The sequence below is a fragment of the Actinocorallia lasiicapitis genome (genome assembly GCF_054778695.1).
On record NZ_BAAGZI010000047.1, the window covers coordinates 1 to 24,628 of the forward strand.

Annotated in this window: 25 protein-coding genes and 1 pseudogene; 9 read left to right on the plus strand and 17 right to left on the minus strand. The window is 68.0% G+C overall.

Annotation, left to right across the window (positions count from 1 at the left end; all coding sequences use genetic code 11):
* Nucleotides 1-2,643 (plus strand): ATP-binding protein (locus ACYVE7_RS08455; protein WP_460364012.1); only part of this gene is annotated, 2,643 nt, incomplete at its 5' end.
* 4 nt (nucleotides 2,644-2,647) lie between these two features.
* Here ACYVE7_RS08455 and ACYVE7_RS08460 read toward each other — a convergent pair.
* The 4 genes from ACYVE7_RS08460 to ACYVE7_RS08475 form a co-directional block, all read right to left on the minus strand.
* Complete coding sequence (locus tag ACYVE7_RS08460; RefSeq protein ID WP_460364013.1) at nucleotides 2,648-3,490, minus strand: ABC transporter permease; 843 nt, start codon at nucleotides 3,488-3,490, stop codon at nucleotides 2,648-2,650.
* Nucleotides 3,487-4,470, minus strand: a complete 984-nt coding sequence (locus tag ACYVE7_RS08465) for an ATP-binding cassette domain-containing protein (protein ID WP_460364014.1) — start codon at nucleotides 4,468-4,470, stop codon at nucleotides 3,487-3,489. Before ACYVE7_RS08465 ends, ACYVE7_RS08460 begins: the two co-directional genes overlap by 4 nt.
* A gap of 264 nt (nucleotides 4,471-4,734) precedes the next feature.
* Complete coding sequence (locus ACYVE7_RS08470; RefSeq protein ID WP_460364015.1) at nucleotides 4,735-5,391, minus strand: relaxase/mobilization nuclease domain-containing protein; 657 nt, start codon at nucleotides 5,389-5,391, stop codon at nucleotides 4,735-4,737.
* On the minus strand, nucleotides 5,388-5,756 hold the full coding sequence (locus ACYVE7_RS08475) for a plasmid mobilization protein (protein ID WP_460364016.1): 369 nt from the start codon (nucleotides 5,754-5,756) through the stop codon (nucleotides 5,388-5,390). The genes ACYVE7_RS08470 and ACYVE7_RS08475 overlap by 4 nt, the downstream gene beginning before the upstream one ends.
* Before the next feature lie 353 nt (nucleotides 5,757-6,109).
* On the opposite strand from ACYVE7_RS08475, the gene ACYVE7_RS08480 reads away from it, so the two are divergent.
* Entirely contained in the window at nucleotides 6,110-6,574 is a 465-nt protein-coding gene (locus ACYVE7_RS08480) for a hypothetical protein (RefSeq protein WP_460364017.1), read from the plus strand.
* A gap of 223 nt (nucleotides 6,575-6,797) precedes the next feature.
* Complete coding sequence (locus ACYVE7_RS08485) at nucleotides 6,798-7,358, plus strand: helix-turn-helix domain-containing protein (protein WP_460364018.1); 561 nt, start codon at nucleotides 6,798-6,800, stop codon at nucleotides 7,356-7,358.
* Between the two features lie 173 nt (nucleotides 7,359-7,531).
* On the opposite strand, the gene ACYVE7_RS08490 is transcribed toward ACYVE7_RS08485, so the two are convergent.
* The 3 genes from ACYVE7_RS08490 to ACYVE7_RS08500 form a co-directional block, all read right to left on the minus strand.
* The gene (locus ACYVE7_RS08490; protein ID WP_460364019.1) at nucleotides 7,532-8,395 is read right to left on the minus strand and encodes an HIT family protein; all 864 of its coding nucleotides are present in this window, start codon (nucleotides 8,393-8,395) and stop codon (nucleotides 7,532-7,534) included.
* The gene (locus ACYVE7_RS08495; protein WP_460364020.1) at nucleotides 8,389-8,877 is read right to left on the minus strand and encodes a TIR domain-containing protein; all 489 of its coding nucleotides are present in this window, start codon (nucleotides 8,875-8,877) and stop codon (nucleotides 8,389-8,391) included. Before ACYVE7_RS08495 ends, ACYVE7_RS08490 begins: the two co-directional genes overlap by 7 nt.
* A gap of 266 nt (nucleotides 8,878-9,143) precedes the next feature.
* On the minus strand, nucleotides 9,144-9,653 hold the full coding sequence (locus tag ACYVE7_RS08500; RefSeq protein ID WP_460364021.1) for a toll/interleukin-1 receptor domain-containing protein: 510 nt from the start codon (nucleotides 9,651-9,653) through the stop codon (nucleotides 9,144-9,146).
* Between the two features lie 406 nt (nucleotides 9,654-10,059).
* Here ACYVE7_RS08500 and ACYVE7_RS08505 point away from each other — a divergent pair.
* A pseudogene (locus tag ACYVE7_RS08505) lies at nucleotides 10,060-10,512 on the plus strand (endonuclease III domain-containing protein); the annotation flags it as partial.
* A gap of 80 nt (nucleotides 10,513-10,592) precedes the next feature.
* Here ACYVE7_RS08505 and ACYVE7_RS08510 read toward each other — a convergent pair.
* The 3 genes from ACYVE7_RS08510 to ACYVE7_RS08520 all read right to left on the minus strand — a co-directional run bounded on the left by ACYVE7_RS08510 (nucleotide 10,593) and on the right by ACYVE7_RS08520 (nucleotide 12,635).
* Nucleotides 10,593-11,729: a hypothetical protein gene (locus ACYVE7_RS08510; RefSeq protein WP_460364022.1), complete on the minus strand. Its 1,137-nt coding sequence runs from the start codon at nucleotides 11,727-11,729 to the stop codon at nucleotides 10,593-10,595.
* Nucleotides 11,730-12,048: 319 nt separating this feature from the next.
* Nucleotides 12,049-12,315 (minus strand): hypothetical protein, encoded by a 267-nt coding sequence (locus ACYVE7_RS08515; RefSeq protein WP_460364023.1) that lies wholly within the window; start codon nucleotides 12,313-12,315, stop codon nucleotides 12,049-12,051.
* A complete protein-coding gene (locus ACYVE7_RS08520; RefSeq protein ID WP_460364024.1) occupies nucleotides 12,312-12,635 on the minus strand; it encodes a DUF6247 family protein in 324 nt (107 codons plus the stop codon). The genes ACYVE7_RS08515 and ACYVE7_RS08520 overlap by 4 nt, the downstream gene beginning before the upstream one ends.
* A 99-nt stretch (nucleotides 12,636-12,734) precedes the next feature.
* Between ACYVE7_RS08520 and nth the strand changes: the two genes are divergently transcribed.
* Complete coding sequence (gene nth / locus ACYVE7_RS08525; protein WP_460364025.1) at nucleotides 12,735-13,517, plus strand: endonuclease III; 783 nt, start codon at nucleotides 12,735-12,737, stop codon at nucleotides 13,515-13,517.
* Between the two features lie 9 nt (nucleotides 13,518-13,526).
* Here the strand turns inward: nth and ACYVE7_RS08530 are convergent, their stop codons facing one another.
* Together ACYVE7_RS08530 and ACYVE7_RS08535 are read right to left on the minus strand one after the other, a co-directional pair.
* Nucleotides 13,527-14,147: a TetR/AcrR family transcriptional regulator gene (locus ACYVE7_RS08530; protein ID WP_460364026.1), complete on the minus strand. Its 621-nt coding sequence runs from the start codon at nucleotides 14,145-14,147 to the stop codon at nucleotides 13,527-13,529.
* Nucleotides 14,148-14,151: 4 nt separating this feature from the next.
* Entirely contained in the window at nucleotides 14,152-15,060 is a 909-nt protein-coding gene (locus tag ACYVE7_RS08535) for a sterol desaturase family protein (RefSeq protein ID WP_460364027.1), read from the minus strand.
* Between the two features lie 193 nt (nucleotides 15,061-15,253).
* On the opposite strand from ACYVE7_RS08535, the gene ACYVE7_RS08540 reads away from it, so the two are divergent.
* On the plus strand, nucleotides 15,254-15,841 hold the full coding sequence (locus ACYVE7_RS08540) for an NUDIX hydrolase (protein ID WP_460364028.1): 588 nt from the start codon (nucleotides 15,254-15,256) through the stop codon (nucleotides 15,839-15,841).
* Nucleotides 15,842-15,927: 86 nt separating this feature from the next.
* Complete coding sequence (locus ACYVE7_RS08545) at nucleotides 15,928-17,121, plus strand: MarP family serine protease (protein ID WP_460364029.1); 1,194 nt, start codon at nucleotides 15,928-15,930, stop codon at nucleotides 17,119-17,121.
* 12 nt (nucleotides 17,122-17,133) lie between these two features.
* On the opposite strand, the gene ACYVE7_RS08550 is transcribed toward ACYVE7_RS08545, so the two are convergent.
* The 5 genes from ACYVE7_RS08550 to acs form a co-directional block, all read right to left on the minus strand.
* On the minus strand, nucleotides 17,134-17,574 hold the full coding sequence (locus ACYVE7_RS08550) for a DUF309 domain-containing protein (protein ID WP_460364030.1): 441 nt from the start codon (nucleotides 17,572-17,574) through the stop codon (nucleotides 17,134-17,136).
* 1 nt (nucleotide 17,575) lies between these two features.
* Complete coding sequence (locus ACYVE7_RS08555) at nucleotides 17,576-18,448, minus strand: alpha/beta fold hydrolase (protein WP_460364031.1); 873 nt, start codon at nucleotides 18,446-18,448, stop codon at nucleotides 17,576-17,578.
* A complete protein-coding gene (locus tag ACYVE7_RS08560) occupies nucleotides 18,445-18,840 on the minus strand; it encodes a phage holin family protein (RefSeq protein ID WP_460364032.1) in 396 nt (131 codons plus the stop codon). The genes ACYVE7_RS08555 and ACYVE7_RS08560 overlap by 4 nt, the downstream gene beginning before the upstream one ends.
* Nucleotides 18,827-20,065: a Na+/H+ antiporter NhaA gene (nhaA, locus tag ACYVE7_RS08565; protein WP_460364033.1), complete on the minus strand. Its 1,239-nt coding sequence runs from the start codon at nucleotides 20,063-20,065 to the stop codon at nucleotides 18,827-18,829. The genes ACYVE7_RS08560 and nhaA overlap by 14 nt, the downstream gene beginning before the upstream one ends.
* Before the next feature lie 261 nt (nucleotides 20,066-20,326).
* Nucleotides 20,327-22,249 carry an acetate--CoA ligase gene (acs, locus tag ACYVE7_RS08570; protein ID WP_460364034.1) on the minus strand — a complete coding sequence of 641 codons (1,923 nt, stop codon included), beginning with the start codon at nucleotides 22,247-22,249 and terminating at the stop codon, nucleotides 20,327-20,329.
* A 149-nt stretch (nucleotides 22,250-22,398) separates the two neighbouring features.
* Between acs and ACYVE7_RS08575 the strand changes: the two genes are divergently transcribed.
* The gene (locus ACYVE7_RS08575; protein WP_460364035.1) at nucleotides 22,399-23,148 is read left to right on the plus strand and encodes a Fic family protein; all 750 of its coding nucleotides are present in this window, start codon (nucleotides 22,399-22,401) and stop codon (nucleotides 23,146-23,148) included.
* Nucleotides 23,149-23,835: 687 nt separating this feature from the next.
* Nucleotides 23,836-24,628, plus strand: a 793-nt coding sequence (gene ssd / locus ACYVE7_RS08580) for a septum site-determining protein Ssd (RefSeq protein ID WP_460364036.1), incomplete at its 3' end; no start/stop codon positions are given.

Sequence of the window (24,628 nt, forward strand, 5' to 3'; positions counted from 1 at the left end):
GGGGCGTTTGCCGATGGGGGCGACCATGAGGCCGCGCTGCCCGAGCTGGAACGGGCCGCGCTGGCCCATCCCGACGACGAGGCGCTGCTGACCGATCTGCTGGGCAGCGAGGCGGCCGTCCGCGGTCCCGGCGCGGCACTGGACCGGTTCGAACGCCACCGGTCGGGGCTGCGCGAGCGGATCGGCGCGGACGTCGGGCCTGAGCTGCGGCGGGTCCACGGGGAGCTGCTGGCGCTCGACAGTCCCGTCCGGTCGGGGGTGCGGTTCGAGACCACGGCGCTGCTCGGCCGCGACGACGACCTGCGCCGGGTGCGGGCGCTCCTGGACACCTCGCGCGTGGTGTCGATCCTCGGTCCCGGCGGGCTGGGCAAGACCCGGCTCGCCCATGTCGTCGCACGTCAGGCCAGGCAGCCGGTCGTCCACTTCGTGGAGCTGGCCGGTGTGGCCGCGGCTGAGGACCTCGTCGGCGAGGTCGGTTCCGCGCTCGGCGTCCGCGACTCGGTGACCGGACGCCGCACGCTCACCTCGCAGCAGCGCTCCGACGTGCGCTCCCGAATCGCCGCCCAGCTCGATCTGGCCCCCACCCTGCTGGTGCTCGACAACTGCGAGCACCTGGTGGAGGCCGTCGCCGATCTGGTGGCCCAGCTCGCGGCGACCACACGGGAGCTGCGGGTACTCACCACGAGCCGGTCGCCGCTGGCCATCGCCGCCGAACGCGTCTACCAGCTTCCGCAGCTCGGGACGGAGGACGCCGTCGAGCTGTTCCGCGACCGCGCGACGGCCGCCCGGCCCGGTGTGGTCCTGCACGAGGACGACGTGCGTGCCGTCGTCGACCGGCTCGACGGCCTGCCCCTGGCGATAGAACTGGCTGCCGCCAAGGTCAGGGTGATGTCGGCCGCCGAGATAGCCCGCCGGCTGGAGGACAGGTTCGCGCTGCTGCGCGGCGGCGACCGCAGCGCCCCGTCCCGGCACCAGACCCTGCTGGCGGTGATCGACTGGTCGTGGAGCCTGCTCGGCGAGCGGGTCCGCCGCGCCCTGCGCCGGCTGTCGGCCTTCCCCGACGGCTTCACCCTCGACGCCGCCGAACAGGTGCTCGACGGCGGAGCGCTCGGCGACATCGAGGAGCTGGTCGAGCAGTCCCTGCTGACCGTGGTCGAAACGCCCTACGGCGTCCGCTACCGGATGCTCGAAACGGTACGCGAGTTCGGCCGGATGCGGCTGGACGCTGCGGCGGAGTCCGCCGACGCGCGGTCCGCCGTCAAGACCTGGGCGCTCGACTACGCAGGCCGGTGGAGCGTCCTGCTCTACGCGCCCGACCAGGCCGAGGCCATGGACCGGCTGCGCGCGGAGGAGACCAACCTCGCCGACGTGCTGCGCGAGGCGCTCGCCGAACCCGATCCGGAGGCCGTCACGGTGCTGTTCGCGGCGCTGGGCGGCTTCTGGTCGATCAGCGGGGAGCATTCGCGCAGCATCGTGCTCGCTCCGGCCGTCGGGGTCGCGTTGGACGGCTGGACCCCGCCGCCCGTCCTGCTCGACCGGGCCCGGGTGGCGTTGAGCGTCGTCCTGGTCAACCTCATGATCGTCGGCTCGGCGGCCGAGGTGGAAACGCTGGTCCGGATGCTGACCGCCCTGGGCGCCGACTCCGCCAACCCGATCATCCGCGCCATGGTGACGGCCCTGATCGCCGTGGTGTCGCCCGACGAGGAACGGCACCGGCGGCTGCTCGACGACCCCGACCCGCTGATCCGCGCGTTCACCCTGCACTGGATGAGTAACGTCCGGGAGAACGCGGGCGATCCGGTGGGCGCGATCGAAGCGGCCGAAGGCGCGCTCGACCTCATCCTTCCCGAGGTGGGGCCCTGGCACCGCGCCATGCTGCACGCCCAGCTCTTCACCCTGCATGAGCATGTCGGCGACACCGCGTCGGCGGCCCGGCACGCCGCCGAGGCCCTGCCCGTCCTCGACCGGCTCGGCGCGATGGACGACTCCCTCCAGATCCGCGCCGTCCTCGCCACCGTCGCCCTCATCGAGGGCCGCCGGGACGAGGCCGCCCGGATGATCGAGGAGCTGGAGGGGCTCGCCGCCCAGGCCACCCACGGCGAGGTGCTGTCGGTGGTCGCGGGCCGCGCCCAGCTCGCGCTGGTCGACGGCGACATCCCGACCGGCCTGCGGCTGCACCGCGAGGCCGCCGAGGCGCTCGGCAAGGTCGGCTTCCCCGGCACCCAGGGCACCGGCACCCCGTGGGCGATCATCGGCGAGGCGATGGCGCTCGCGGCGTTCGCGCAGTACGGCGAGGGTGACGACGGGGCGGACCTCTTCGCGTCGCTGCGGTCCGTGATGCGGGGCTACTTCGCCGTCGAGCAGCCCTACCGGGACTACCCCGTCGCGGGGACGGCACTCGCCGCGCTCGGCATCTGGGGCCTGCTGAAAGACGCGATGCCCGCGCAGGACGCGATCCGGCGGCTCGTGCTCGCCGACCGGTTCGCCTACAACCGGTTCACCCCCACGATGCAGTGGCCCGCGCTGTCCGCGCACGCCGAACGCCTCGCCCCCGGAGTGCTGGCCGGGATCGAGGCGGAGTACGGCGAACGGCGCGGCCCCGACCTGCTGGCCGAGGCGCGCGCCGTCCTGGAAGAGAGCTGACCGCCTACATCTTCCGGGAGTAGGAGCGGACCGCCAGCGGAGCGAAGACCGCGACGACCACCACGCAGCCGAGGACCGCCCAGCCGACCTCGGCCGTCACGGCGCCGTCGTTGAACAGGTCGCGGACCGCGGAGACCACATGCGACACCGGGTTGATCTTGACGAAGGTCTGGAGCCAGCTCGGCAGGGTCTCGGCCGGGACGAACGCGTTCGACAGGAACGTCAACGGGAACATGATCATCATTGAGGTGCCCTGGACGCTCTGCGCCGACCGCGCCATCGTCCCCAGCCAGGTGAAGATCCACGCCAGGGACCAGCCCGCCGCGACGGTCAGCGCGATCCCCGCGACACAGCCGAACACCCCGCCGCCGGGCCGGTAGCCGATGACCAGCCCGGTGAGCAGCGTCAGCACCGACGCGATGCCGTACCGGATCAGGTCCGCCATCATCGGTCCGGCCAGCGGGGCGATCCGCGCCATCGGCAGCGACTTGAACCGGTCGAAAACACCCTTGTCCATGTCCTCGCGGAGCTGCACGCCGGTCGCCATGCACACCGTCAGCGCCGTCTGGGCGAGGATGCCGGGGATCAGCACCGGAAGGTACTCCGCGACACCGCCCGAGATCGCGCCGCCGAAGATGAACGCGAACATGGCCGTGAACAGCAGCGGCTGGATGAGGACGTCGAAGAACTGCTCGGGCTTGCGGCGCATCTTCTTCAACGCCCGCCACGCCATCGCCAGGATCTGGACCTGGGTCTCCTGCAGCGAGTTGCGCGGGGTGGTGCGCGCGGCGACGGCGGCCGCGTCGATCCGCTTGACGGCGGGAGCGGTGGGGGTCGCGACGGTCATCGCACTGCCTCCTTCTGGGGCTCTTCCTGGGGCGCTTCGTCGGCGCCGTGGCCGGTCAGGGTGAGGAAGACCTCGTCGAGGGTCGGCTTGGCGACGCTCACCGAGGCGATCCCGAGGCCCGCTTCACGTAGGCCGATCAGGACGTCGGCGGCCCGGTTCGGGTCGGGCAGCGGGACGTTCATCCGGCCGGACTCCGGGGTCAGGACGGGGTCCTCGCCGAGCAGCCGCCGGACGACGTCCGCGGCCAGCACCACGTCGGCGCCGTCGGCCAGGCTGAGCTGGAGCGTCGAATCGCCGACCTGGGACTTCAGCGAGTCGGGGGTGTCCTCGGCGACCTTGCGGCCCCGGTCGATCACGGCGACGCGGTCGGCGAGCTGGTCGGCCTCGTCGAGGTACTGGGTGGTGAGCAGGATCGTGGAGCCGTCGGTGACGAGCTCGCGGATCGTGTCCCACATCTGGCCCCTGGTCCTGGGGTCGAGGCCGGTCGTCGGCTCGTCCAGGAAGATCAGGGGCGGCCGGGTGATCAGGCTGGCGGCCAGGTCGAGGCGGCGCCGCATCCCGCCGCTGAACTGCGACAGCGGCCGGTCGGCGGCCTCCTGGAGACCGAACCGGTCGAGCAGGTCGCCCGCGACGGCCTTGGCCCGCCCGCCGCCCAGACCCTGGATCCGGGCGAACAGCCGCAGGTTCTCGGTGGCGGTCAGATCCTCGTCGACCGATGCGTACTGCCCGGTCACCCCGACGAGCTGCCGGATCCGGTGCGGTTCCCGCCGGACGTCCACGCCGTAGATGCTGGCCCGCCCGCCGTCGATCGGCAGCAGGGTGGCGAGCATGCGAAGCATCGTGGTCTTGCCCGCCCCGTTCGGGCCGAGCACCCCGAAGATCTCCCCTTGCCGGACGTGCAGGTCGATCCCGTCCACGGCCTTGAAGTCCCCGAACCTCTTGACCAGGCCTTCGGCCCGGACGGCGCTGAGCTCCGTCACGACCCCCTCCTCCCACCGCCGAGCCCTTCCCGGCGTACACCCAGAGCCTCCCTCCCTCCGGCTTCACCCCGGCTTCACGCTGGTTTCACGTGGAACCCTCCGGTTTCCCGGACCCCCGCCCCCGCCGTCCCGGTTGTTGAGCCAACCCCGAGGACGTCGAGACGATCATCAAGTCGACGGGTTTCTTCCGCGCCAAGACCAAGGCGATCATCGGCCTCTCGGCGGCGATCCGCGACCGTTTCAAAGGCGAAGTCCCCGGCCGTCTCAAGGACCTCGTGACCTTCTTGCGCTTCCGAGCTGTGCTCGTGACACATTGGGCTGGCCCACACTCCGACGGCCTTCGACCGCTCTCCCTTCCACTACCTGGAGGCCGAACCGCTGTTCCATGTCGCGGCACATGCTCCGCAAGGTGATCCAGTCGCGGAAGTAGGAGGCGGTGGTGCCGTCCTCGCGGACCAGGTTGGCGACCAGGTGGACGTGTTCGTTGCCCCCTGCTGATTGGCCGTGGTGGACCGCGATCCACCGGCAAGGACTCTGGCCGTCGGTGTCGAACCCCAACCGGTCCACCGCCGTACGGACGACCTCGGCCCACTGCGCGTCCGACAGCCTGCGGTCGGGGGTGGAGTCTCCGGGCGGCAGAGAGATCGCGCAGTGCCACATGTACCCGTTCGGCACCTCCGTGCCCAGCGCCATGCGATACGAGTCCAGCTGGAAGCCCAGATCCTTGATCTGTTCGCGTTGCGTCCTGAGATCCAGGCGGGTGCCATCGGCAATACCGAGAGTCTCCGACGCGGCGATCACCCTTTGACCGGTGTGTTCGTTGTGGCTGCCCGGCCCGAACAGGTACAGCATCAACCCGACCGGGTTCTTCCCCAGCACCTGGACGCCGTTGCGCTTCTTGACCACCACGTGGGCGATCACGACTTCCGCACCGCCGTAACCGCCTGGTCCAGACGCTCAAGGATCCGCCCGGTCACCTCCACCACCACCGGAAGCTCCTCCGGAGCCCGGCCGGTGGCGTTCAAGGCCCGCGTCACCTGATTCAGGTTGTTCCCGATCGCAGCCACCAGCCGGCGGACCCCCAAAAACTCCGCGGTCACCCCCTGCCGCTGCGACCTCGTCCGCCGCTCACCCGCCAACCCAGCCTCCACCAGCAGCCGCGGGACGCTCAACTGCGCAGCTTCCGCCCGCCTGACCAGCTCCGCCCGCTCAGCGTCCGACAGCATCACCTTCACCGTGTTCTTCCGGCCACCCGGAAGACGCTCCATCCGCCGCTTCTCCGCCATCTGCAACTTCCCTCCGCCATTCCACATGTGATGTCGGAATGAGGAAGGGAAACTGGGCGACAAACGTGACTCCAGCCAGCGCAGCGACCTCGAAGAGGACCCCTCCGGCCCGGCCAGGGCCGCCCGGGAGCGGGTTACCCGATCACCTATCTTGCAGACCCCATGGCAAGGTAGGCGGGGACACCTCGCATCGGATGCGAACCAGGCCGACCAGCAGGGGCCGTGTCCGCCTCGGTCGAGTCGCTGAAGACGTGCCTTGTGAGAAGAAGGTCCGCCATTGTGATCGACAGTTTCAGCGACACGTCCCCATTTGCCGCGAGCGAGAAGGCATTCCTTTCTGCGATCATCCAAAGATGAATCGGGGGACAGCATTCTGGCGTGAGGTCTTCCTCACCCGGCTCGGATCTGAGCAGACCATCATCGTGCGGGACATCGTCACCGACGTCATGGAACGTCAGCCCACGAGTAGCGAGATGAGCGCAGCCCGCAAGGCATCGCACCAGATCGCCGAAGCCGGTGAGGCCGTGCTGATGGGCCTGTATCCCTCCCAGGCCAAAGGCACCGGTGGGCCAATCTCCGGCCAACGGCGCCTGTCCTGCCTGACGGTCGATGACGCTCTGGTGCATTCCCTGCCGTACTGCGTCGAGCGCAGCGCGACCCTGGGACCGCGCTGGTGGCGGGAGGCCGACCCCACCAAGAAGGGCCTGCCCGATCCCGAAGCAGGCCAGCCGACGCCGGCACAGGCTGAGTGGAAACGCAGCCTGGACCAAGCCAACGAACTCCACGAGAGCCTCCTAAGCCAGCTCCGCACCCGATAGCCCCACCCAAGCCGGCCGAAGTCAGCAAGCGCACACCCAGGGACACCCTCGGCAACATTGCCCATGCAGGTCAGAGCGTTGTTTGCCTGGCCCTGAACTGGCACCCGGCTCTGCTATCCCTCGGCGAGGCGGATTGGGAGAACATTGCCTTGATGGCGCGGGCTGGCCAACGTGAACGGAGAGTTGTCGTGGAACTCGGTGCTCGGGCGGCTAGCGTTCCAGCATGGCCGTCACCCACTTGGAGCATCGGCTCCGCGTAACCGAGACTGTGGAGGAAGCACTCGCTGCTGTTGGGGAGAACATCCCCAGCCGGGTGCATGATCTTGCCCAACTCCGGTTGAGGCACCCTGGCGCAACCAACGTGGAGCTGGGCCGCATGATGGAACCGCCGATGGCCCACAAGACGGTGAAGAAGCGGTTGCGGGTGCTGCGGCGTCTCGGCGGCGTCGCGGGTGCCGAACCCGAGAGCCGCCCCCAGATCTGGAAGCAGCTTGCCGAGCGCTACCCCGAGCTGCGGAGTTACCTAGACCAGGACACGACCGACGAACGCGCTCGCTTGATCGCTGAGGTGGTCGCTGCCTACGTGGAGCACCACGGAAAAGGTCCGACCTGGCGGCAGGTCGCGATCCAGGTCCGGCCAGACCTCGGCGCCAAGCAGATCGCTGACACGAAGGTGCGCTTCTATGCCCACCACCTGGTCACGCGACTCATCGAACTGGGTTGGCTCACCCACAAGGCGGACGTTCCTCGGTCGCTTCGGCCCGGACCGCGCTCGCGTATCTGAGGCCAAGCACACCGGCTACGGCAAGCCGGAGCAGCCTGGTTTCGCTGGGACGGCAAGGTAGGTCCGAACAGCGTTCGGACCTACTCTTCAACCCGCAACTCAGGCTGGCTGGTTGCAGGGTCCCGCCGGACGGGACACACGGCACTGATCGCATGGGAGGAGCCCTCACTACCTCACCGGTAGAGCAGCCAGGCTCCTATGCTCACCCCTGCAAGCAGCAAGGGTCCATAAACAGGAGCAACCGCCCACGATTTGATATCACGCCAATCTGGCCAATAATTGACTCTAGAACCCGCTGGTGATGCCAGAGAAGGATTCAAGGAAAATGCGGGGATTGGACGACCTGCCGCTACCTCGTCATAGAGCTTCCGAAAGGCGCGCTCTTGCTTTAGATAATTAGCATCAAGGACACCGAAGACGAGTACCGCCAAGACGCCGAGAAGTGCCATGACGGTCGAATTCTTCGTGATCGCGTATCCGTAAGTCGCGGTCACAATCGGAAGCAGCCACGTTTTCGAGGACGACGACGCCTGCGACATTCGTGTAACTATCGCTTGGATAAATGCCAAGTGCTGTCGACGGTCCTCTGGCCCGACCGCGCTCACTTCGTTGGTAAGCGCAGAATGAATCGCAGCGAGAGTTTGACTCTGGGCTTGACCATCCTCGGCCACACCTGCCGGCCATTCAAGGACCATGCGATCCCCCGACCATCGGGGCACGAGATGGAAGTGCACGTGAGGTACGGTTTGAGTGGCGGCCGCCCCAGTCGATTGAATTACGTTCAGACCATCCGGTGCTAGGGCCGAGCGGACCGCACGCGCTGTCCTGAGGAGCGCTTCACCCAAATCGCGGCCCTCAGTAGCGTTGAGATCGGTCAGGTCTGAGACATGGCGGTTCGGCACTATCAAAGTGTGACCGCGCGTGGCTTGTTCCAATGGAAAGAATGCGGTGACCTCTTGGGTGTGATATACCAGCCTCACATTAGGGTCACCTCCTGCGACAATTGCACAAAATGGGCATGCAGGTTGGTCTACCATGATCGCCTAATTCTCCCTTGTCCCGACCAAGACTCCAAGTTGTCACGCAATCTGTTATAGGTCGCTTTACTGTCGACCTTTCCTGACCAATCATGCGTCGTAGGATCAAATACCGGCACTAGTCCTGCACCAATAGCCTTGGCAAAGGGGTCGGAACCTGCACTATCAACGCTCCCCAGTGCCGAGAGTCCATGGATTCGAATCCCTAGCAGCGGCTTCTTATCGGCCCATGCCTTGTTAATCTCATGAATGACCCAGGGTCGACTTGCCGTGTGCTTGCCGATCAAGACGATGACGGCCTTCTTGTACGCCATCTGTTCGTTAATCCACTTCTTGATTGCCTCATCCCCACGCCTACGCACCTGCTCCCAGTCCTGAGAGTTCAACAGTGGCTGCGCTTCGAGGGCGTTGATGTTGCGGACCAGCTGGACGCGGTGGACATCTTGTTCGTAGTGGAAGCTGTAGAAGACTGTCTTGGCCATGGAAACGCCAATCAAGAGTGCCCAATGGGGATGATAGTGATTTTTAGTTGCGAACCCCGACAAATTGCACGAGAACCTAAGAAGTCATGCCCGTGTGTTCGAGTGGTCACATGAGGAAGTTCTGACGCGGATCGCGACCGCAAGCAGCCGGTCGCAAGCAGCCGGTCGCAAGCAGCCGGTCTACCTCCGTCAGCGCCATGGCCCAGAAGCACAGCACATGGATCCGGGCGCCCGCAAACGCCTGGCCAGGCGACCTCCCAGCCCCCTTAGGTCGCCGCGAGCTGGTCGTCCTCAACGGCCACCAACTCTGCGATCTTGATAGCAACCACTGCCAGGGAATCCTCCGCTGTGTCCAATCCGTTTCGGGATGCAAGTAGGGGGCTGACGTCCCGGAGCTCACCGTAGGTCGTCTCGTGAATGACAGGGAGCAGCAGGTCACGTGCAAGGAGCTCCGAGAGCTCCTTGTCAGAGACGCCACCGCACCTGAGGCGTGCCAGGAGAGCAGGAGTGACCAGGACGAGACCCGTACGCGACCTCGCCAGCCCCCTGTCGATTTCCCGCATGAACGGCAGGCCGAGCGCGATGTCCTTCTCGCTGAACCAGACCGACACGCCCTCTGCCTCCAGCAGGTCGCACAACTCCCTGGCAGCACCGCGCCGGTCATCCCAAGCGTGGCAGAGGAAGACATCGCGAAGGTCGGGCTGTTGACGCGCGCGCAACATGGCGGCGTCACGGACAGGAGCCAGACCTTTCACCTCGCCAGGCGTGTAGATCATGGAGGAGGTGCTCGGTGACCAGGGCGCCCGCATTTTGCCGCTACTGGAGCTGCCGCTACTGGGCGCACCACGCCCACCACTGCTCTGCGTAGCGTAGACCGGCGGCGAGTAGTAGGGGCGGGGCGATGAGTACCCGTAGCCGCTGCTGCTGCATGCGGGGCACGCTGCACGTCCGCTGGCGGTCCGATGACCCTGAACTGGGGCTGTACAACGACTCATAAGTGCATGGTATTGGTGTGGCTACTGTTGGGGCCTGTTTTGAGGTCTGGGTTCTTGCAGTCTGTCGTGATCATGAAGTAGTGAGGTCTCCGGTAGATGGTTCGGTGACCAAGCGGAACTTGAACTCCGGAGTCCGGAAGCTCTGGCGTGCGCCCTGGGCTGACATGGAGGTTCTACGCTGGGAACCATGGCGACGCAGGCGACCCCTCGGCAGCGGGAGAAGCGGTTTCAGAACGAGACCCGGCTGGGTCTGGTGCGGCGGGCCCGGCGGATGGGCCGGGAGCTGGCGGAGACCTACCCCGACGCCCATTGCGAGCTGAACTTCGAGAACCCCTTCCAGTTGCTGGTAGCGACAGTGATGTCGGCGCAGAGTACGGACAAGGGGGTGAACCTCGTCACTCCGATCCTGTTCGCCAAGTATCCGACTCCCGAGGACCTGGCTGTGGCCGATCCGGAGGACGTCGAGACGATCATCAAGTCGACGGGGTTCTTCCGGGCGAAGGCGAAGTCGATCATGGGGTTGTCGGCTGCCTTGAGGGACAACTTTGCTGGTGAGGTGCCCCGGACGCTCGAAGAGATGGTCACGCTGCCTGGTGTGGGGCGCAAGACGGCCAACGTGGTCTTGGGCAACGCACGTGATCCTAAAACGGGAGAACCTTTCGGCTGACCGAGGGCGACGCTGAAATGGATCAATGACTTGGCGTCACTAGGGTGCTCGGTTCATAGGTTGGCCTTGGTGAGTCTTTCCATGAGGCTCGGCTTGCGTTGATGCGCTGTCCGCAGCTCGTCGATGCGCTGGTGGAACGCTTGGATGGTCCGATCCTGTTCGGCGAGTTCACGTAGGTCGCGCAGAAGGGTGATCGCGGCGTCGTATTCGGTGGGCTTCTTGGTGGCGATGTGGGTCTCGACGCGCTGCCAGGCGAGGTCGCCTTCTCGGCGGAGGTCTTGGAGCCGCTGTTCGCGCGCCTTGGCGGCCTTGCGTTCGCGACGTTCCTGTTCTCTGGCTTCGCGTTCTTGCTCGGCCTTCCTGCGCTCTGCGTCTCGGTTCTCGGCTGCTGAGAGGAGCTGGCTAGCCGTACGGTTGGAAGGGTCTGGTGTCGGTTGGGGGCGTCGGTCACTGTGGAATCGGCGCTGGAGAGCGGCCCGCGCCGCTGTCGGGTTCCGCAGGGTCTTGAGGAGGAGGGTGTCCTTGTCTTCGGCAGGGAGGAGCTCGATCCAGGCGGTGTATTCGGCGTCGGTCGGCTCGTCTGAGACCAGGTGGGGGCTGGCTTCGGCGGCGACGGTCAGGAGGTCGTCGTCGAGGCGGAGGAAGTCGGACATGGAGCGTTGGGCGGCGCTGAGGGTTGCGAGGTTCGCTGGGACGGGGGGTTCGGTCTCGTCGTCGTCGATCTCGCCGCTCTGGACGGCGAGGAGCCAGGCCAGGTAGAGGGGCCGGAGGTCACCGGAGGCGATCTCGGTGCGGAGGCCGACGATTCCGCCGAGGCGGTGTTCGCCGTCCTCTTCCCAGTACTCCTCTTCCTCTTCGGAGGAGAGGTAGAGGAAGACGTGATCGCCTGAAGCCCAGGTGGCGACGTTGTGCCCGCCGCAGTACCGCTGGGCGATGGTGAGTCCGAGGGCGGCGCGGGGGAGCCGGAGGATGAGGATCCGGGTGCCCCAGTTCGCGAGGTACAGGTGCGCGTCGAAGTAGCGCTCCATCATGGTGTGCGGATCGCCGCGGAAGCTGCCCCAGTGGTACTCGTTGACGAAGCTCGTAGAAGTGATCCGTGCCCTGGTCGACAACGCCCGGAGTTCGCTGCGTTGCCGTGCGTCCAGTGGCTGGTCGACGGCCACGAACTCGTAGTACTCGTAGCTGCTCATGTAATCCTCGTAGCCAGTGTCGGTACGCGGTGATCCATTCGGCTCCCTCCGGTGGCGGCTCTGGGAGGGGCAGATCGAGAAGGCCGATGCGCTGCCGTATCCGCCCGGCGGCACAGACGGCGACGATCCCGTTGTCTGCTGCTTGCTCGATCTTCTTGACGACGACCTCGATCCCCAGGACGCAAGTGGTGAATGGGGTTCTCAGGTGGTCCTCGATCATGGTGGCGAAACCGGTGATCGCCTCGTCGTCGGTGTAGCAGTCGACGACCGCCTCGGCGATCATCTCTTCCAGGCGTTCTCTGCTCGGGCCGGCCACGGCTTAGATCCAGGTGGTTCGGGTGATGACGACCCGGTGTTCGTCCAGCTCGGGGTGTTCGATGATGACATAGATCGCCAGGCCGTGTCCCGAGCCGAAGGGCTGCGTGCGCATGTTCGCACCGGCCGGATTGTCGGGGTTGTACTGGTTGCCGCTCCAGGGAGTGAGCTCCAGAGCGGTTCTCAGCTCCAGGTAAGCGGTGAGGGCATCGGCGGGGAGGGCAGAGAGTTCGGCGAGGACTTCCTCGGTCTCTTCGACGTGGTAGATCACCGGTTGAGGTCGGCGAGGCGTCGCCGGATCAGCTCAGTGGCGTCGACGGTGTGGACCGGTTCTCCCCTGAGGAGGGCTTCGGCGTCGCGACGGGCCGTACGGTGCCGCTCGGGGTCCATTGAGGAGACGGCGATACGCCACCAGGCTTCGATGAACTCGTGGACGGGTGCCAGATCGAGGTGGTCGGCCGCGGTGTTCAGCGCCCTGCGCAGCCCCGAGTCGAAGTCGCTGAGATCCTCGGGCAGCAGGGCCGTCCGGATGGATTTCAGATCCTTCGCCGGAGGAACGGGAGAGGTGGGCTCCGGTGCGGCAGCGGTCATGAACCCGAGTTTACGCAGTCACCCGGAAGATCACTGGTGGCGCGGTGAAATCGGTGGAAGCGAGGCGGGGAGGGGAGTGCGTGCGTCTAACCTGGCGTCATGGCGACGCAGGCGACCTCGAGACAGCGCGCGAAACGGTTCCAGAACGAGACCCGCCTGGGCCTGGTCCGCCGGGCCCGCCGGATGGGCCGGGAGCTCGCGGAGACCTATCCGGACGCTCACTGTGAGCTGAACTTCAACAGCCCGTTCGAGTTGCTGGTCGCGACGGTGATGTCGGCGCAGACGACCGATGCCCGGGTGAACCTGGTGACGCCGACTCTGTTCGCGAAGTATCCGACGCCCGAGGATCTCGCGGCGGCGAACCCGGAGGACGTCGAGGAGATCATCAAGTCGACCGGGTTCTTCCGGGCCAAGACAAAGTCGATCATGGGGTTGTCGGTCGCGCTGCGGGACGACTTCGGCGGTGTGGTGCCTCGGACGCTTGAGGAGATGGTCAGGCTTCCGGGAGTCGGGCGGAAGACGGCCAATGTCGTTTTGGGGAACGCACGTGATCCTGAAACGGGAGAACCGTTCGGGGTGCCGGGGTTGACGGTGGACACGCATTTCGGGCGGGTGGTGCGGCGGTTCGGGTGGACGGAGGAGGAGGATCCGGTCAAGGTCGAGTCGGCGGTCGCCGAGCTGTTCCCGAGGAAGGACTGGACGGATCTGTCGCAGCGGCTGATCTGGCACGGGCGGCGGCGGTGCCACGCGCAGCGTCCGGCGTGCGGGGCGTGCCCGCTGGCCGTTGACTGCCCGTCCTACGGGGAGGGGCCGACCGATCCGAAGGTCGCCGAGAAGCTGGTCAGGGACCGGAGCTTCGCCGCCATGAAACCCCAGCCCTGACCGCGGCCGTCAGCCGGGGGCCGCGCCCGTCACGACCGCCAGGACCCGTGCGCTCCGTTCGGCCATCTCCTCGGCGGTGCGCTCGGGGTGGCGCAGCCACCAGTTCACTGTGGCGGTGACGGCGCTCATCCAGACTTCGGTCAGGATCGCCAGATCGTCGCGGTCCCGGACGACGGGCGAGTCGGCCAGCCGCTCGACTCCGCGGCGGGCCTGCTCCGCGATCGTCCGTCGCACGCGGGCCGACGCCTCCGCGCCCGGGCCGCCCTTGGGCAGCGACCGGTCGTTGATGACGTTCCAGTCGTGCGGGCGCCCGTCCAGCGTCGCGAAGATCGCGGCCAGGGTCGCCTCGGCCATGCGTCGCGGCGGCTGCGGTGTGGTGATCACCCGTTCGATCGCCTCGACCAGCGGTTCGCCCGCCCGCTCCACGCAGGCGACATAGAGCGCTTCCTTCGACCCGAAGTAGGTGAGTACCAGGGCCTTGCTCACCCCGACCCGGTCGGCGATCGCGGCCAGTGACGCCGCGCCGTAGCCGGCGGTGCCGAACTCGTGGGCGGCCGCGTCGAGCACCTGCCGCTCCCGCACGTCGCGGGAGAGCTTGGGGGTGCCGGCGGAGCGGGCGAGGGCGGTCACGCCCTCACCTTACGGCGGGCTCCGGGTTCGCCGGGGCGCGGTCGGCGGGAGCCCAGCCGGGCCGGCCGAAGGTGTAGCCGAGCTTGTCGCGCAGGCCGTTGGCGGCCCTGACGTCCCGGGCGATGCGGCGGAACTCGCCGTACTGGAGCTCCACCAGGTCGTAGGTGTCGACCTGGTAGGTCAGGCCGTACTTCGGCGTGTGCAGTTCCTCCTGGAAAGTGCCGAACAGGCGGTCCCAGATGATGAGGATGCCGCCGTAGTTCCGGTCGAGGTAGATCGCGTCCGAGCCGTGGTGGACCCGGTGATGCGACGGGGTGTTGAAGACCAGCTCGATCGGCTTCCAGAGCTTGCCGACGCGCTCGGTGTGGCTGAAGAACTGGTAGACGAGGTTGGCGCCGAAGACCCAGTAGATCGCGTACGGCGGGACGCCGAGCAGCGGCAGCGGCACCCAGAAGAGGAACTCGAACCACGGGTTCCATTTCTGTCGGAGCGCGGTGCCGAAGTTGAAGTACTCGCTGGAGTGGTGGGCCTGGTGGGCGGCCCACGCGATGCGGACCTCGTGGCCGAAGCGGTGGTTGCAGTACCAGGCGAGGTCGACGACCACGACGAGGCCGATCCAGAACCAAACGTTGTCGGTGGGCAGGTGCCAGGGCGCGACCTTCTCGTAAAGGAGCGCGAACACGAAGAGGCTGAGGATCTTGAAGATGATCTGGAAGTGCAGCGCGCCGACGCCCATCGAGAGCGACGTGCGGGTGTCGATCGCCAGGTAGCCCTTCTGCTCGGCCGCCCGGCGATCGTTCTTCGCCTCCCAGGCGTAGAAGGCCGCTTCGATCGCGATGCAGACGGCGAAGACCGGAAGGGCATACAGGATGGGGTTCTGGGCGGTCTCCCACAGGTAGCGCACGGTATCCACGTCGAGCTCCTCAGCTATCCTGACCGATCGGTTAATTGACCCTACGGTCAAGTAGACGGCACGTCCAGTTCTCGAACGGGGGACGGCCCCGGGACGCGAGCGGTGACGCGGCTTGCCTAGGGTGGGGGGCCGGAGGTCTGGAGTGATTCCCACTTGGCTTGATCGGTTCCGGGAGCGTGCCCCGCTGTCGGAAGTGCCCGCGTTCCTCAGGCCGGCGCCGTCCGCGCGTCCCGCGGCCGTGCTGATCCTGTTCGGCGAGGGCCCCGACGGCCCCGACGTGCTGCTGCTGGAGCGCGCCGCCACCCTGAACAAGCACGCGGGCCAGCCCGCGTTCCCCGGCGGCGCGATTGACCCCGAGGACGACGGCCCCGTCGCGGCCGCGCTCCGCGAGGCGCAGGAGGAGACGGGGGTCCGCCCCGAAGGCGTCACCATCCTGGACGTCCTGCCCGAGCTGTACCTTTCGCGGAGCGATTTCCGGATCACTCCGGTGGCCGGCTGGTGGCATGAGCCGTGCGCGGTCGCTCCCGGTGACCCCGGCGAGGTCGCCTCCGTGACGCGGGTGCCGCTCGCCGAGCTGGTCGATCCGGCCAACCGGATCTCGCTGCGCGGGCCCGGCGGTTTCATCGGACCGGCCTTCGAAGTGCGGTCGATGCTGGTCTGGGGGTTCACGGCGGGGCTGCTCAGCAACCTGCTCGAACTGGGCGGCTGGGCGGTCCCCTGGGACCAGGAGAAGATCGTCGAACTTCCCCCCGAGGCGCTGAATCTGGCCCGCCGAGGCTGATATCAGTCGAGAAGGTGACACGCCGGGTCACCATCTCCTCCGTCCAGGCGACTCGGAAACCCGCTTCCGCCCTGTACTTTGAAGCGGTGTTGGACGTCCTCGATCTGATCCTGCTCGTACTCGTCGCGCTTTTCGCGGTCTCCGGGTACCGGCAGGGCTTCGTGGTGGGTCTGTTGAGCTTCGTCGGCTTCGTCGGCGGCGGAGTGCTGGGCGTGGTGATCGCGCCCCCGCTGGTCAAGTCGGTGGTCGACGGCCAGGCACAGCAGGCGCTGCTGGCGATCGTCGTGGCGTTCCTGGCGGCCACGTTCGGTCAGCTCATCGCCTCCTCGGCCGGTGCGGTGCTGCGCAACCGGGTGACGGGCAGCAACGCGCGGGCCGCAGACGCGGCGGGCGGCGCGGTCGTCAGCGTGGCGTCGCTGCTGCTCGTGGTCTGGTTCATCGGGCTCGTGCTGCTCCAGCCGACCAACTTCATCTGGCTGAACCGGCAGGTCAACGAGTCGACCGTGCTGAACGGCGTGGACGACGCGATGCCGTCGGCGATCGGCGAGTGGGCCGGATCGTTCAAGGGGTTCGTGAACCGCACCGAGTTCCCGAAGGTGTTCAGCGGGCTGGGCGGTGAGCCGCTGGTCGACGTCGGGCCGCCGGACGCGTCTGTGCTGACCTCGCCGGGGCTCCGCCACGCCGACGAGAGCATCGTCAAGATCATCGGGACGGCGCCGGAGTGCTCCCGCCGGATCGAGGGCACGGGGTTCGTGTTCTCGAAGGGCCGGATCATGACCAACGCGCACGTCGTCGCGGGCACCGAGGGCGAGCTGCGGATCCAGTTCCCCGACGGGCGGTCGGCCACCGGGCACGTCGTGGTCTACGACTCGGCCCGGGACATCGCGGTCGTCTACGCGCCGGGCCTGCGGGCGCCCGCGCTCCAGTTCAGCGGTGACGCCCAGCGCGGCGACCCCGCGGTCGTCGCCGGGTTCCCCAAGAACCACTCCTACACGGTCCGCGCCGCCAAGATCAGCTCCAAGCATCAGGCGAAGGGCCCCGACATCTACCGGGCCGACCAGGTCACCCGTGAGATCTACGCGCTGCGCGGGACCGTCGAGCCGGGCAACTCCGGGGGCCCGCTGCTCGCCAAGGACGGCCGGGTCTACGGGGTGATCTTCGCGGCGGCGTTCAGCGACCGGAACACCGGGTACGCGCTGACAGCCGCAGAGGTCGCACCCGACGCGACGGCCGGGCAGTCGGCCACCCAGCCCGTCAACACCGGCCGCTGCGCCGAATGACCACCGGTCGGATCAGCTCAGTGGGATCGGAGTGTCCGGGCGTTCAGGAAGGTGCTGGGCGGCCGTGATGATCGCGGTGAGGTCCAGACCGTAGGACGGGCCCCGGTAGACGTGGAGACCTTGCTGGGAGCGTTCTAGGAGGGTTCGGGCGCCTTTGGGGTTGCCGCGGCGGAGATGGGTCAGCGCGACGGCGAGTTGCGCGAGGGCCCGCCAGAGCGGACGTTCCTCGGCCGGGCAGGTCTTCCAGCGGGCTTCGAGCACCTCGTGGGCGTGGAACGGACGGTCCTCCTCGAGCAGGCGGCGGGCCTCCTCGAGGGTCTCGGCCGGGCCGAGCAGCAGATCGTCCGGAGTGGTCGGGACGCCCGGTTCGCCGTGGGGGAGGGGACGGCCGTAGGCGTCGCGCGGGCGGGCGTTGCGGGGCCTGCCCTCGGCGTCGCGGTCGCGGCCGGGCATGTCAGCGGGCCAGCCAGCCGAGGAGCTCCTCGTTGAAGGCGTGCGGGCGTTCCTCGTGCGGGAAGTGGCCGGCGGCCTCGATGAGCGTCCAGGTGTAGGGGGCTTCGACGTAACGGCCCGAACCCTGGGCGGTGTACGGCGGGAGCGCCAGGTCGAGGGCGCCGTGCAGATGCAGGGTCGGCGCCTGGACGGGCGCCGCCATCCGGTGGGCGTACCGGATACCGTCGGGGCGGGGCACCGAGCGCAGGAACCAGCGGTGGTACTCCAGCGCCGAATGGGCGACGCCGGGGATCTGCACGGCGTCCCTGACGTGGCGTTCGGTCCGGTCGTCCGGCCAACCGGGGGCCGACCACTCCGCCAGCAGGCCGGCGGCGTACGCGCCGTCGTCCTTGGTGAGTCTCCGTTCCGGCCAGACCGGAACCTGGAAGGCGGCCGTCCGCGCCATCCACGGGGTGAGGGGCGACTGCCGCAGCCGCAGCGGGTGCGGCGCGGACACCGCGACGAGGCGTGCCACGACCTTCGGGTGGTAGACGGCCATCGTCCAGGCCAGCAGCCCGCCCCAGTCGTGTCCGACAACGATCGCGTTGGCCTCGCCGAGGGCCCTGACCAGCCCCGCGGCGTCTCCCGCGAGGGTGACAAGGTCATAGCCGCGGGGTGGTTTGTCGCTGGCCCCGTAGCCACGCAGGTCGACGGCGGCCGCCCGGTATCCGGCGGACGCGAACGCCCCGAGCTGGTGGTGCCAGTTCCACCAGAACTCGGGAAAACCATGAAGGAACAGGACCAACGGACCCTCGCCCGCCTCGGCCACGTGGAACCGGGTGCCCCCGGCGCTGACGTCGCGGTGCGTCCAGGGCCCGGCGAGGTCGGCGGTCATGACTTCGTGCGCTTGAACAGCTTCGCGTTGTCCTGCAGGGTCTGGATCGTCCGCTTCGGCTTGCCGATCTTCTTGACCTTCAGGTAGCCGAACCACAGGCAGCCCGCCGCCGTCAGCAGGTACAACCCGCCGACCAGCAGGAACGCCGCCCACGTCCACATGCCGAGCGCGACGAAGCCGAACGCCAGCGCGATCGACCAGAGAATCACGATCATCACGCCGAGCAGCCCGGCGACGATGAACATGACGCTGCCGATCGCCGCCCTCATGGCCTCGGCCTTGAGTTCGATCTTGGCCAGTTCGATCTCCGAACGGACCAGTTTGGAGACGGTGCCGGTGGCGTTGGCGACGAGTTCGCCGACGCTCTGGCCCTCGATGTCAGAGGTGGTCATGGGACTCCTTCCCTTCCTGGGCGTGCACCCGGACCCGGAACCGGAACGCGACCGCCGCACACAGCGACGCCACGAGACTGGCGATGAGGACCGCAGTGGTCACTCTCTCCGAATGTTCCGTTCCCGTGTAGGCCAAATCGCCGATGAGCAGCGAAACGGTGAAACCGACACCCGCGAGCATCGCCACGGCGGCGAGGTCCCGCCAGTGCAGGCCGTCCCCGAGGCGGGCGAAGCCCAGTTTCACCGCGCCGTACGCGCCTGCGAAGACGCCCAAGAACTTACCGACGACAAGCCCGAAGATCACACCCAGGGCGATCCGGTCGGTGAACACCGCGCCGATGGTCGACGGGCTGAGCGAAACGCCCGCACTGAGGAACGCGAACAACGGAACACAGAAACCGGCGCTGAACGGCCGCAGGAAATGGTCGGTCTCCTCGGCGTTCGAGCGCAGTTCGTCGGGGGAGTCGTCGGGGGCGGGGCTGGTCAGCAGGCCGAGCGCGACGCCCGCGACGGTCGCGTGGATGCCCGACTTGTAGACGAACGCCCACGCCGCGATCCCGATCGGCACATAGATCCAGGGGGAGCGGACGCCCCGCCGCTGCAGCAGCCCGTAGACCGCGATCAGGACCGCGCCGGCCGCCAGCATCAGGAAGTTGATGCTCGCCGAGTAGAACAGCGCGATGATCATGATCGCGATCAGGTCGTCGACGACCGCGAGGGTCAGCAGGAACGCGCGGAGCGGCGGCGGGCAGTTCGAGAACGTGATCGCCAGGACGGCCAGCGCGAACGCGATGTCGGTCGCGGTCGGGATCGCCCAGCCCTTCAGGGCGTCCGCGGTTCCGGCGCTCACCGCCAGGAAGATCAGAGCGGGGGTGATCACACCGCCGACCGCGGCCATCACCGGGAGAAGGGCGTCACTGAGCCGCTTCAACTCGCCGTGGGTCAGCTCCTCGCGCAGCTCCAGCCCGGCGATGAAGAAGAAGATCGCCAGCAGGCCGTCGGCGGCGAGATGTGCCATCGACAGATGGAACCAGGACGGGCCGAACTCCCAGCCCTTGAACGCCTCGTACGAACTCGACCAGGGGCTGTTCACCCAGATCAGGGCCAGGATCGTCGCGGCGAGCATGACGATGCCGCCGATCGTCTCCGTCCGCAGCGCCTCCGCCAGATTCCGGGCATGGCGGACCGTCGGTTCCACCGGAAAAGCCGAAGCCAGTCGCCGCACCCTGCATCCCTTCGAACCCGCCGCCGATGGCGCGAATCAAGATCGTCCTACCCCGGGATCGGGATCTCACGCGGAGGTCCTGCGGCTGCTCGGTGGGTGCTGAGCAGGCCGGGTGGGCTGGGGAGCCTGGGGCGGCCGCGGCGAGTGGATTTCTCGGCGGCGCATTTGATCACTGGGACGATGCTGGGGGGTGGGGGCACGGATCGTCAAATAAGGGGTGGGGTGCGGCGGATTCGGGGCCGCCGCACCCGGGGCGGTCTTCTAGAGGTTGAGGGCCTTCTTGATGTGGTCCATGACGCCGGCGTCGGCGAGGGTGGTGGCGTCGCCGATCTGGCGGCCCTCGGCGATGTCCTGCAGGATCCGGCGGACGATCTTGCCGGAGCGGGTCTTGGGGAGCTCCGGCACGACCAGGATCTGGCGGGGCTTGGCGATCGGGCCGAGGGTCTTCGCGACATGGTCGCGCAGGTCCTCGACGTCCACGTCGCCTTCGCCGCGCGGGATCACGAACGCGGCGATCGCCTGGCCGGTGACGGCGTCAGCCGCGCCGACCACGGCCGCCTCGGCGACGCGCGGATGGCTGACCAGGGCGCTCTCGACCTCCGTGGTCGAGATGTTGTGGCCCGACACGAGCATGACGTCGTCGACGCGGCCCAGCAGCCACAGATCGCCGTCCGCGTCCTTCTTCGCGCCGTCGCCCGCGAAGTACAGGCCGTCCCAGCGCGACCAGTAGGTCTTGACGAACCGGTCGTCATCGCCCCAGATCGTGCGGAGCATCGACGGCCACGGCTCCTTCAGCACCAGGAATCCGCCCGAACCGTCCGGAACCGGCTGCGCGTTCTCATCGACGACGTCCGCGGAGATCCCGGGCAGCGGACGCATCGCCGCGCCGGGCTTGCCGTGGGTGACGCCGGGCAGCGGGCTGATCATGATCCCGCCCGTCTCGGTCTGCCACCAGGTGTCGACGACCGGCGCCTTGTTCGCGCCGATGTGCTCCCGGTACCAGACATAGGCCTCGGGGTTGATCGGCTCGCCGACGCTGCCCAGCACCCGGATGCTGCTCAGATCAGACCGCGCGGGGATGTCGTCGCCCCACTTCATGAACGTGCGGATCGCGGTCGGCGCCGTGTAGAAGATCGTCACCTTGTACTTCTCGATGATCTCCCACCAGCGGCCCTTGCCCGGAGTGTCGGGAGTGCCCTCGTACATGACGGTCGTCGCGCCGTTCGAGAGCGGCCCGTAGACGATGTAGGAGTGGCCCGTCACCCAGCCGACGTCGGCCGTGCACCAGTAGACGTCGGTCTCCGGCTTGAGGTCGAAGACCGCGTGGTGGGTGTAGGAGACCTGCGTGAGGTAGCCGCCGGTGGTGTGCAGGATGCCCTTCGGCTTTCCTGTCGTACCGCTCGTGTACAAGATGAAGAGCGGGTGCTCGGCGTCGTGCGCCTCGGGCGTGTGCTCTTCGGACTGGCGGTCGACGAGCTCATGCCACCAGACGTCGCGGTCGGTCCAGTCGACTTCCTGGCCGGTGCGGCGCACGACGAGCACGTTCTCGACCGTGTCGGTGACGGCCTGGTCGACCGTGGGCTTCAGCGCGCTCGGGGCGCCGCGCCGGTAGCCGCCGTCCGCGGTGATGACGAGCTTGGCCTGCGCGTCCTCGATCCTGGTCTTCAGCGCGTCGACCGAGAAACCGCCGAACACGACGCTGTGGGTCGCGCCGAGCCGGGCGCACGCCAGCATCGCCACGGCCGTCTCGGGGATCATCGGCATGTAGATCGCCACCCGGTCGCCCTTGCCGACACCCAGTTCGGTGAGCGCGTTCGCGGCCTGGTTGACCAGTTTCTGCAGGTCGGCGTAGGTGATGGTGCGGGAGTCGCCCGGCTCGCCCTCCCAGTAGAAGGCCACCCGGTCGCCGCGGCCCGCCTCGACGTGCCGGTCGACGCAGTTGTAGGCGATGTTCAGCTCGCCGCCGACGAACCACTTCGCGAACGGCGGGTTGCTCCAGTCGAGGACCTGGTCCCACGGCTTGGCCCAGTCGAGGCGCTCGGCCTGCTTCGCCCAGAACGCCAGCCGGTCGTCGGCCGCCTCGGCGTAGGCCTCCTCGGTGACGTTGGCCGCGGCCGCGAGCTCGCGCGGGGGGGCGAACCTGCGGTTCTCCGACAGCAGGTTCGACAGCGCTTCCTGGCTCACTGGTGTTGCTCCTTCGCTCGCGCCCTCTGGGTGGGACTTCCACTAAACCGGTGTGCCTGTTCGGCGTTCAAGTATGCGCTTACTTGAAAGATTGTTTACAGATGGTATGTGACGCGGCCCACTTACGCACGCTGTGTACCCTCAGGGCCGTGACTGACGCTCTGTTGCAGGTGGCCCAGCTCCCCGGTGTTCCCGAAGCGTGCGACGACGCGCGCAAGGCCGTCGACCGGCTCCGCGGCCACCGGATGCTGCGGCGCAAGAGCCCCGAGGTGTCGACCGAATCGCTGCTGCGCGGCGCCCGCGCCTCGGCCGCGCTCGAAGGCGCCGAAGCCCACCTTGAAGAGGTGCGGTCGGGCAAAGCCGTCCATCCGCTGGTCCAGGGCTCGCTGCGGATCTCCCAGGAGCTGGGCTCGCTGCTCGGCACCTGGCAGGTCGCACCGCCCCAGGTGCTGGCCAGGCTGCACGTCCTCGGCGCGCGCGACGTCGTCGCCGACGACCTGCTCGGCCGGCCCCGCGAGTCGGGCTCGCCCGATCCCGCCGAGGTCGCGGCCCGGCTGTCGGGGCTGGCGTCGCTGCTGACGTCGCCGTCGCAGGCGCCCGCGGTCGTGGTCGGCGCGATCGTGCACGGAGAGATCATGGCACTGCGTCCCTTCGGCGTCGCCGACGGCCTCGTCGCACGGGCCGCGGAACGGCTCACCCTGATCGCCCGCGGCCTCGACCCGAAGACCCTCGTCTCCCCCGAGATCGGTCACGCCGAACTCGACTACAAGGACGCGCTCGAGGGCTACTACTCCGGCACCGCCGACGGGGTGGCCGGCTGGGTGAAGCACTGCGCTTCCGCGATCGTCGTCGGAGCCCGCGATTCGCAGGCGATCTGCGAATCCATGCAGCGCGGTTAGAACTTCCCTATATGTAGCGGTGGCGTCTCCCCCGAAGGGGAAACGCCACCGCAGTCACGTCACTCCCGGTTACCATGCGTGCAACTTGTATCGTCGGACCGGGTCAAGCCCGTCTCGACGCGCCTCCCGCGGCTGGTCGCGCGTGGGTGCCTGGGTGCCGTGCCCGGACAACTCGTCCGTGCTTCTTGTGTACGCCTCATTTCGGCGTCTGACAAGCCCCTTCTTCATTCTCCGGACGTTCCGCGCGCCTTCTCCGCACGACCGTTCCTGTGCCTTCGCCATCCGGTTTCCCGCAGTACGAGGCCGCATTACCGAACGGTAGGCGACGCCAATTCGATCACTGTCCGTGAGGCTGGAATCGAGAAAAGATCTACCCGTCCGCCGCCGGGACGCAGCATGATCCTTCTCGACTGGTGAGAAAAAGCTCACCGGGTATCAAGTCCGATCCTCGACGGATCTCTCGACGATCGGGCAGCATATGTTGTATCTGCCTAGACTGGCACTGAGGACGGAGCCGTAGTCGGCTTCGCGCCCCCCGCACTTTCTTGGACACGGGCCGGCTCTACCCCCCCGGAGCCGGACCGTCGCGACGACCCCCGCTCTCCCCCCCTGCGGGGGTCGTCGTGTGTCCGGTGTTATCCACAGCCTGAAAAACGGTCTTGCGGGTGGTGGGGCAGGGTGGGCGTTATGAATGCGCTGCTTCTCTCCCGGGATCCGGGATTGACCGATGATCTGCTCCGGCTGGCCGCGGCCGCCTCGGTGGAACTCGCCGTTCCCCGGGCTCCCACTCACGCCCACTGGCACGATGCCCCTTTGATACTTCTCGGTATTGATTTACCGCTGGATTCTTATCCCCGCAGGCCAGGCGTCGTCCTGGTGACGCGAGCGGAGAACCTCGACTCCTATCGCCGGCTGGTCGAGGTCGGTGCCGAACGGCTGGCCGTCCTTCCCGCCGCCGAACCCTGGCTGATCGAGCTGCTGTCGTCGGCCGCCCGTCCGTCGCCTCAGGGCCGGGTCGTCGCGGTGACGGGCGCGCGAGGCGGCGCCGGCGCCACCGTGCTGGCCGCCACCCTCGCCGAGACCGCCGCCCGCCACGGCCTCAACCCGCTCCTGATCGACGCCGACCCGCACTCCTGCGGCCTGGAAATCCTGCTCGGCCTGGAGCAAGCGCCGGGCCCGCGCTGGCCCGACTTGGCGACCCTGCGCGGCCGTCTCCCGCACACCGCGCTGACCTCCCTCCCTACCTACAACGGCGTCTCCGTCCTCTCCCACCACCACTCAACCCCGACGACCCCACCCCTCTCCGTCCTCACCGCCGTCCTCGCCACCGCCAGAACCACCCACGACCTCACGATCCTCGACCTCCCCCGCCACTACCCCCCACCTTCACTCACCGACCGAACCCTCCTCCTGGTCCCCGCCGACCTCCCCTCGACCCTGACCGCCGCCGCCCTGGCCCCCCTCCTCCCCGCCCCCCTCC

What these genes read in the sequence shown, in the direction of transcription:
- ACYVE7_RS08510 (WP_460364022.1), bottom strand. Translation starts at nt 11,729, where the DNA reads ATGAGCAGCTACGAGTACTACGAGTTCGTGGCCGTCGACCAGCCACTG.
- ACYVE7_RS08460 (WP_460364013.1), bottom strand. Translation starts at nt 3,490, where the DNA reads ATGACCGTCGCGACCCCCACCGCTCCCGCCGTCAAGCGGATCGACGCG.
- ACYVE7_RS08490 (WP_460364019.1), bottom strand. Translation starts at nt 8,395, where the DNA reads ATGGTAGACCAACCTGCATGCCCATTTTGTGCAATTGTCGCAGGAGGT.
- ACYVE7_RS08560 (WP_460364032.1), bottom strand. Translation starts at nt 18,840, where the DNA reads ATGACCACCTCTGACATCGAGGGCCAGAGCGTCGGCGAACTCGTCGCC.
- ACYVE7_RS08550 (WP_460364030.1), bottom strand. Translation starts at nt 17,574, where the DNA reads ATGCCCGGCCGCGACCGCGACGCCGAGGGCAGGCCCCGCAACGCCCGC.
- ACYVE7_RS08480 (WP_460364017.1), top strand. Translation starts at nt 6,110, where the DNA reads ATGAATCGGGGGACAGCATTCTGGCGTGAGGTCTTCCTCACCCGGCTC.
- ACYVE7_RS08555 (WP_460364031.1), bottom strand. Translation starts at nt 18,448, where the DNA reads ATGACCGCCGACCTCGCCGGGCCCTGGACGCACCGCGACGTCAGCGCC.
- ACYVE7_RS08485 (WP_460364018.1), top strand. Translation starts at nt 6,798, where the DNA reads ATGGCCGTCACCCACTTGGAGCATCGGCTCCGCGTAACCGAGACTGTG.
- ACYVE7_RS08500 (WP_460364021.1), bottom strand. Translation starts at nt 9,653, where the DNA reads ATGATCTACACGCCTGGCGAGGTGAAAGGTCTGGCTCCTGTCCGTGAC.
- ACYVE7_RS08475 (WP_460364016.1), bottom strand. Translation starts at nt 5,756, where the DNA reads ATGGCGGAGAAGCGGCGGATGGAGCGTCTTCCGGGTGGCCGGAAGAAC.
- ACYVE7_RS08520 (WP_460364024.1), bottom strand. Translation starts at nt 12,635, where the DNA reads ATGACCGCTGCCGCACCGGAGCCCACCTCTCCCGTTCCTCCGGCGAAG.
- ACYVE7_RS08495 (WP_460364020.1), bottom strand. Translation starts at nt 8,877, where the DNA reads ATGGCCAAGACAGTCTTCTACAGCTTCCACTACGAACAAGATGTCCAC.
- nth (WP_460364025.1), top strand. Translation starts at nt 12,735, where the DNA reads ATGGCGACGCAGGCGACCTCGAGACAGCGCGCGAAACGGTTCCAGAAC.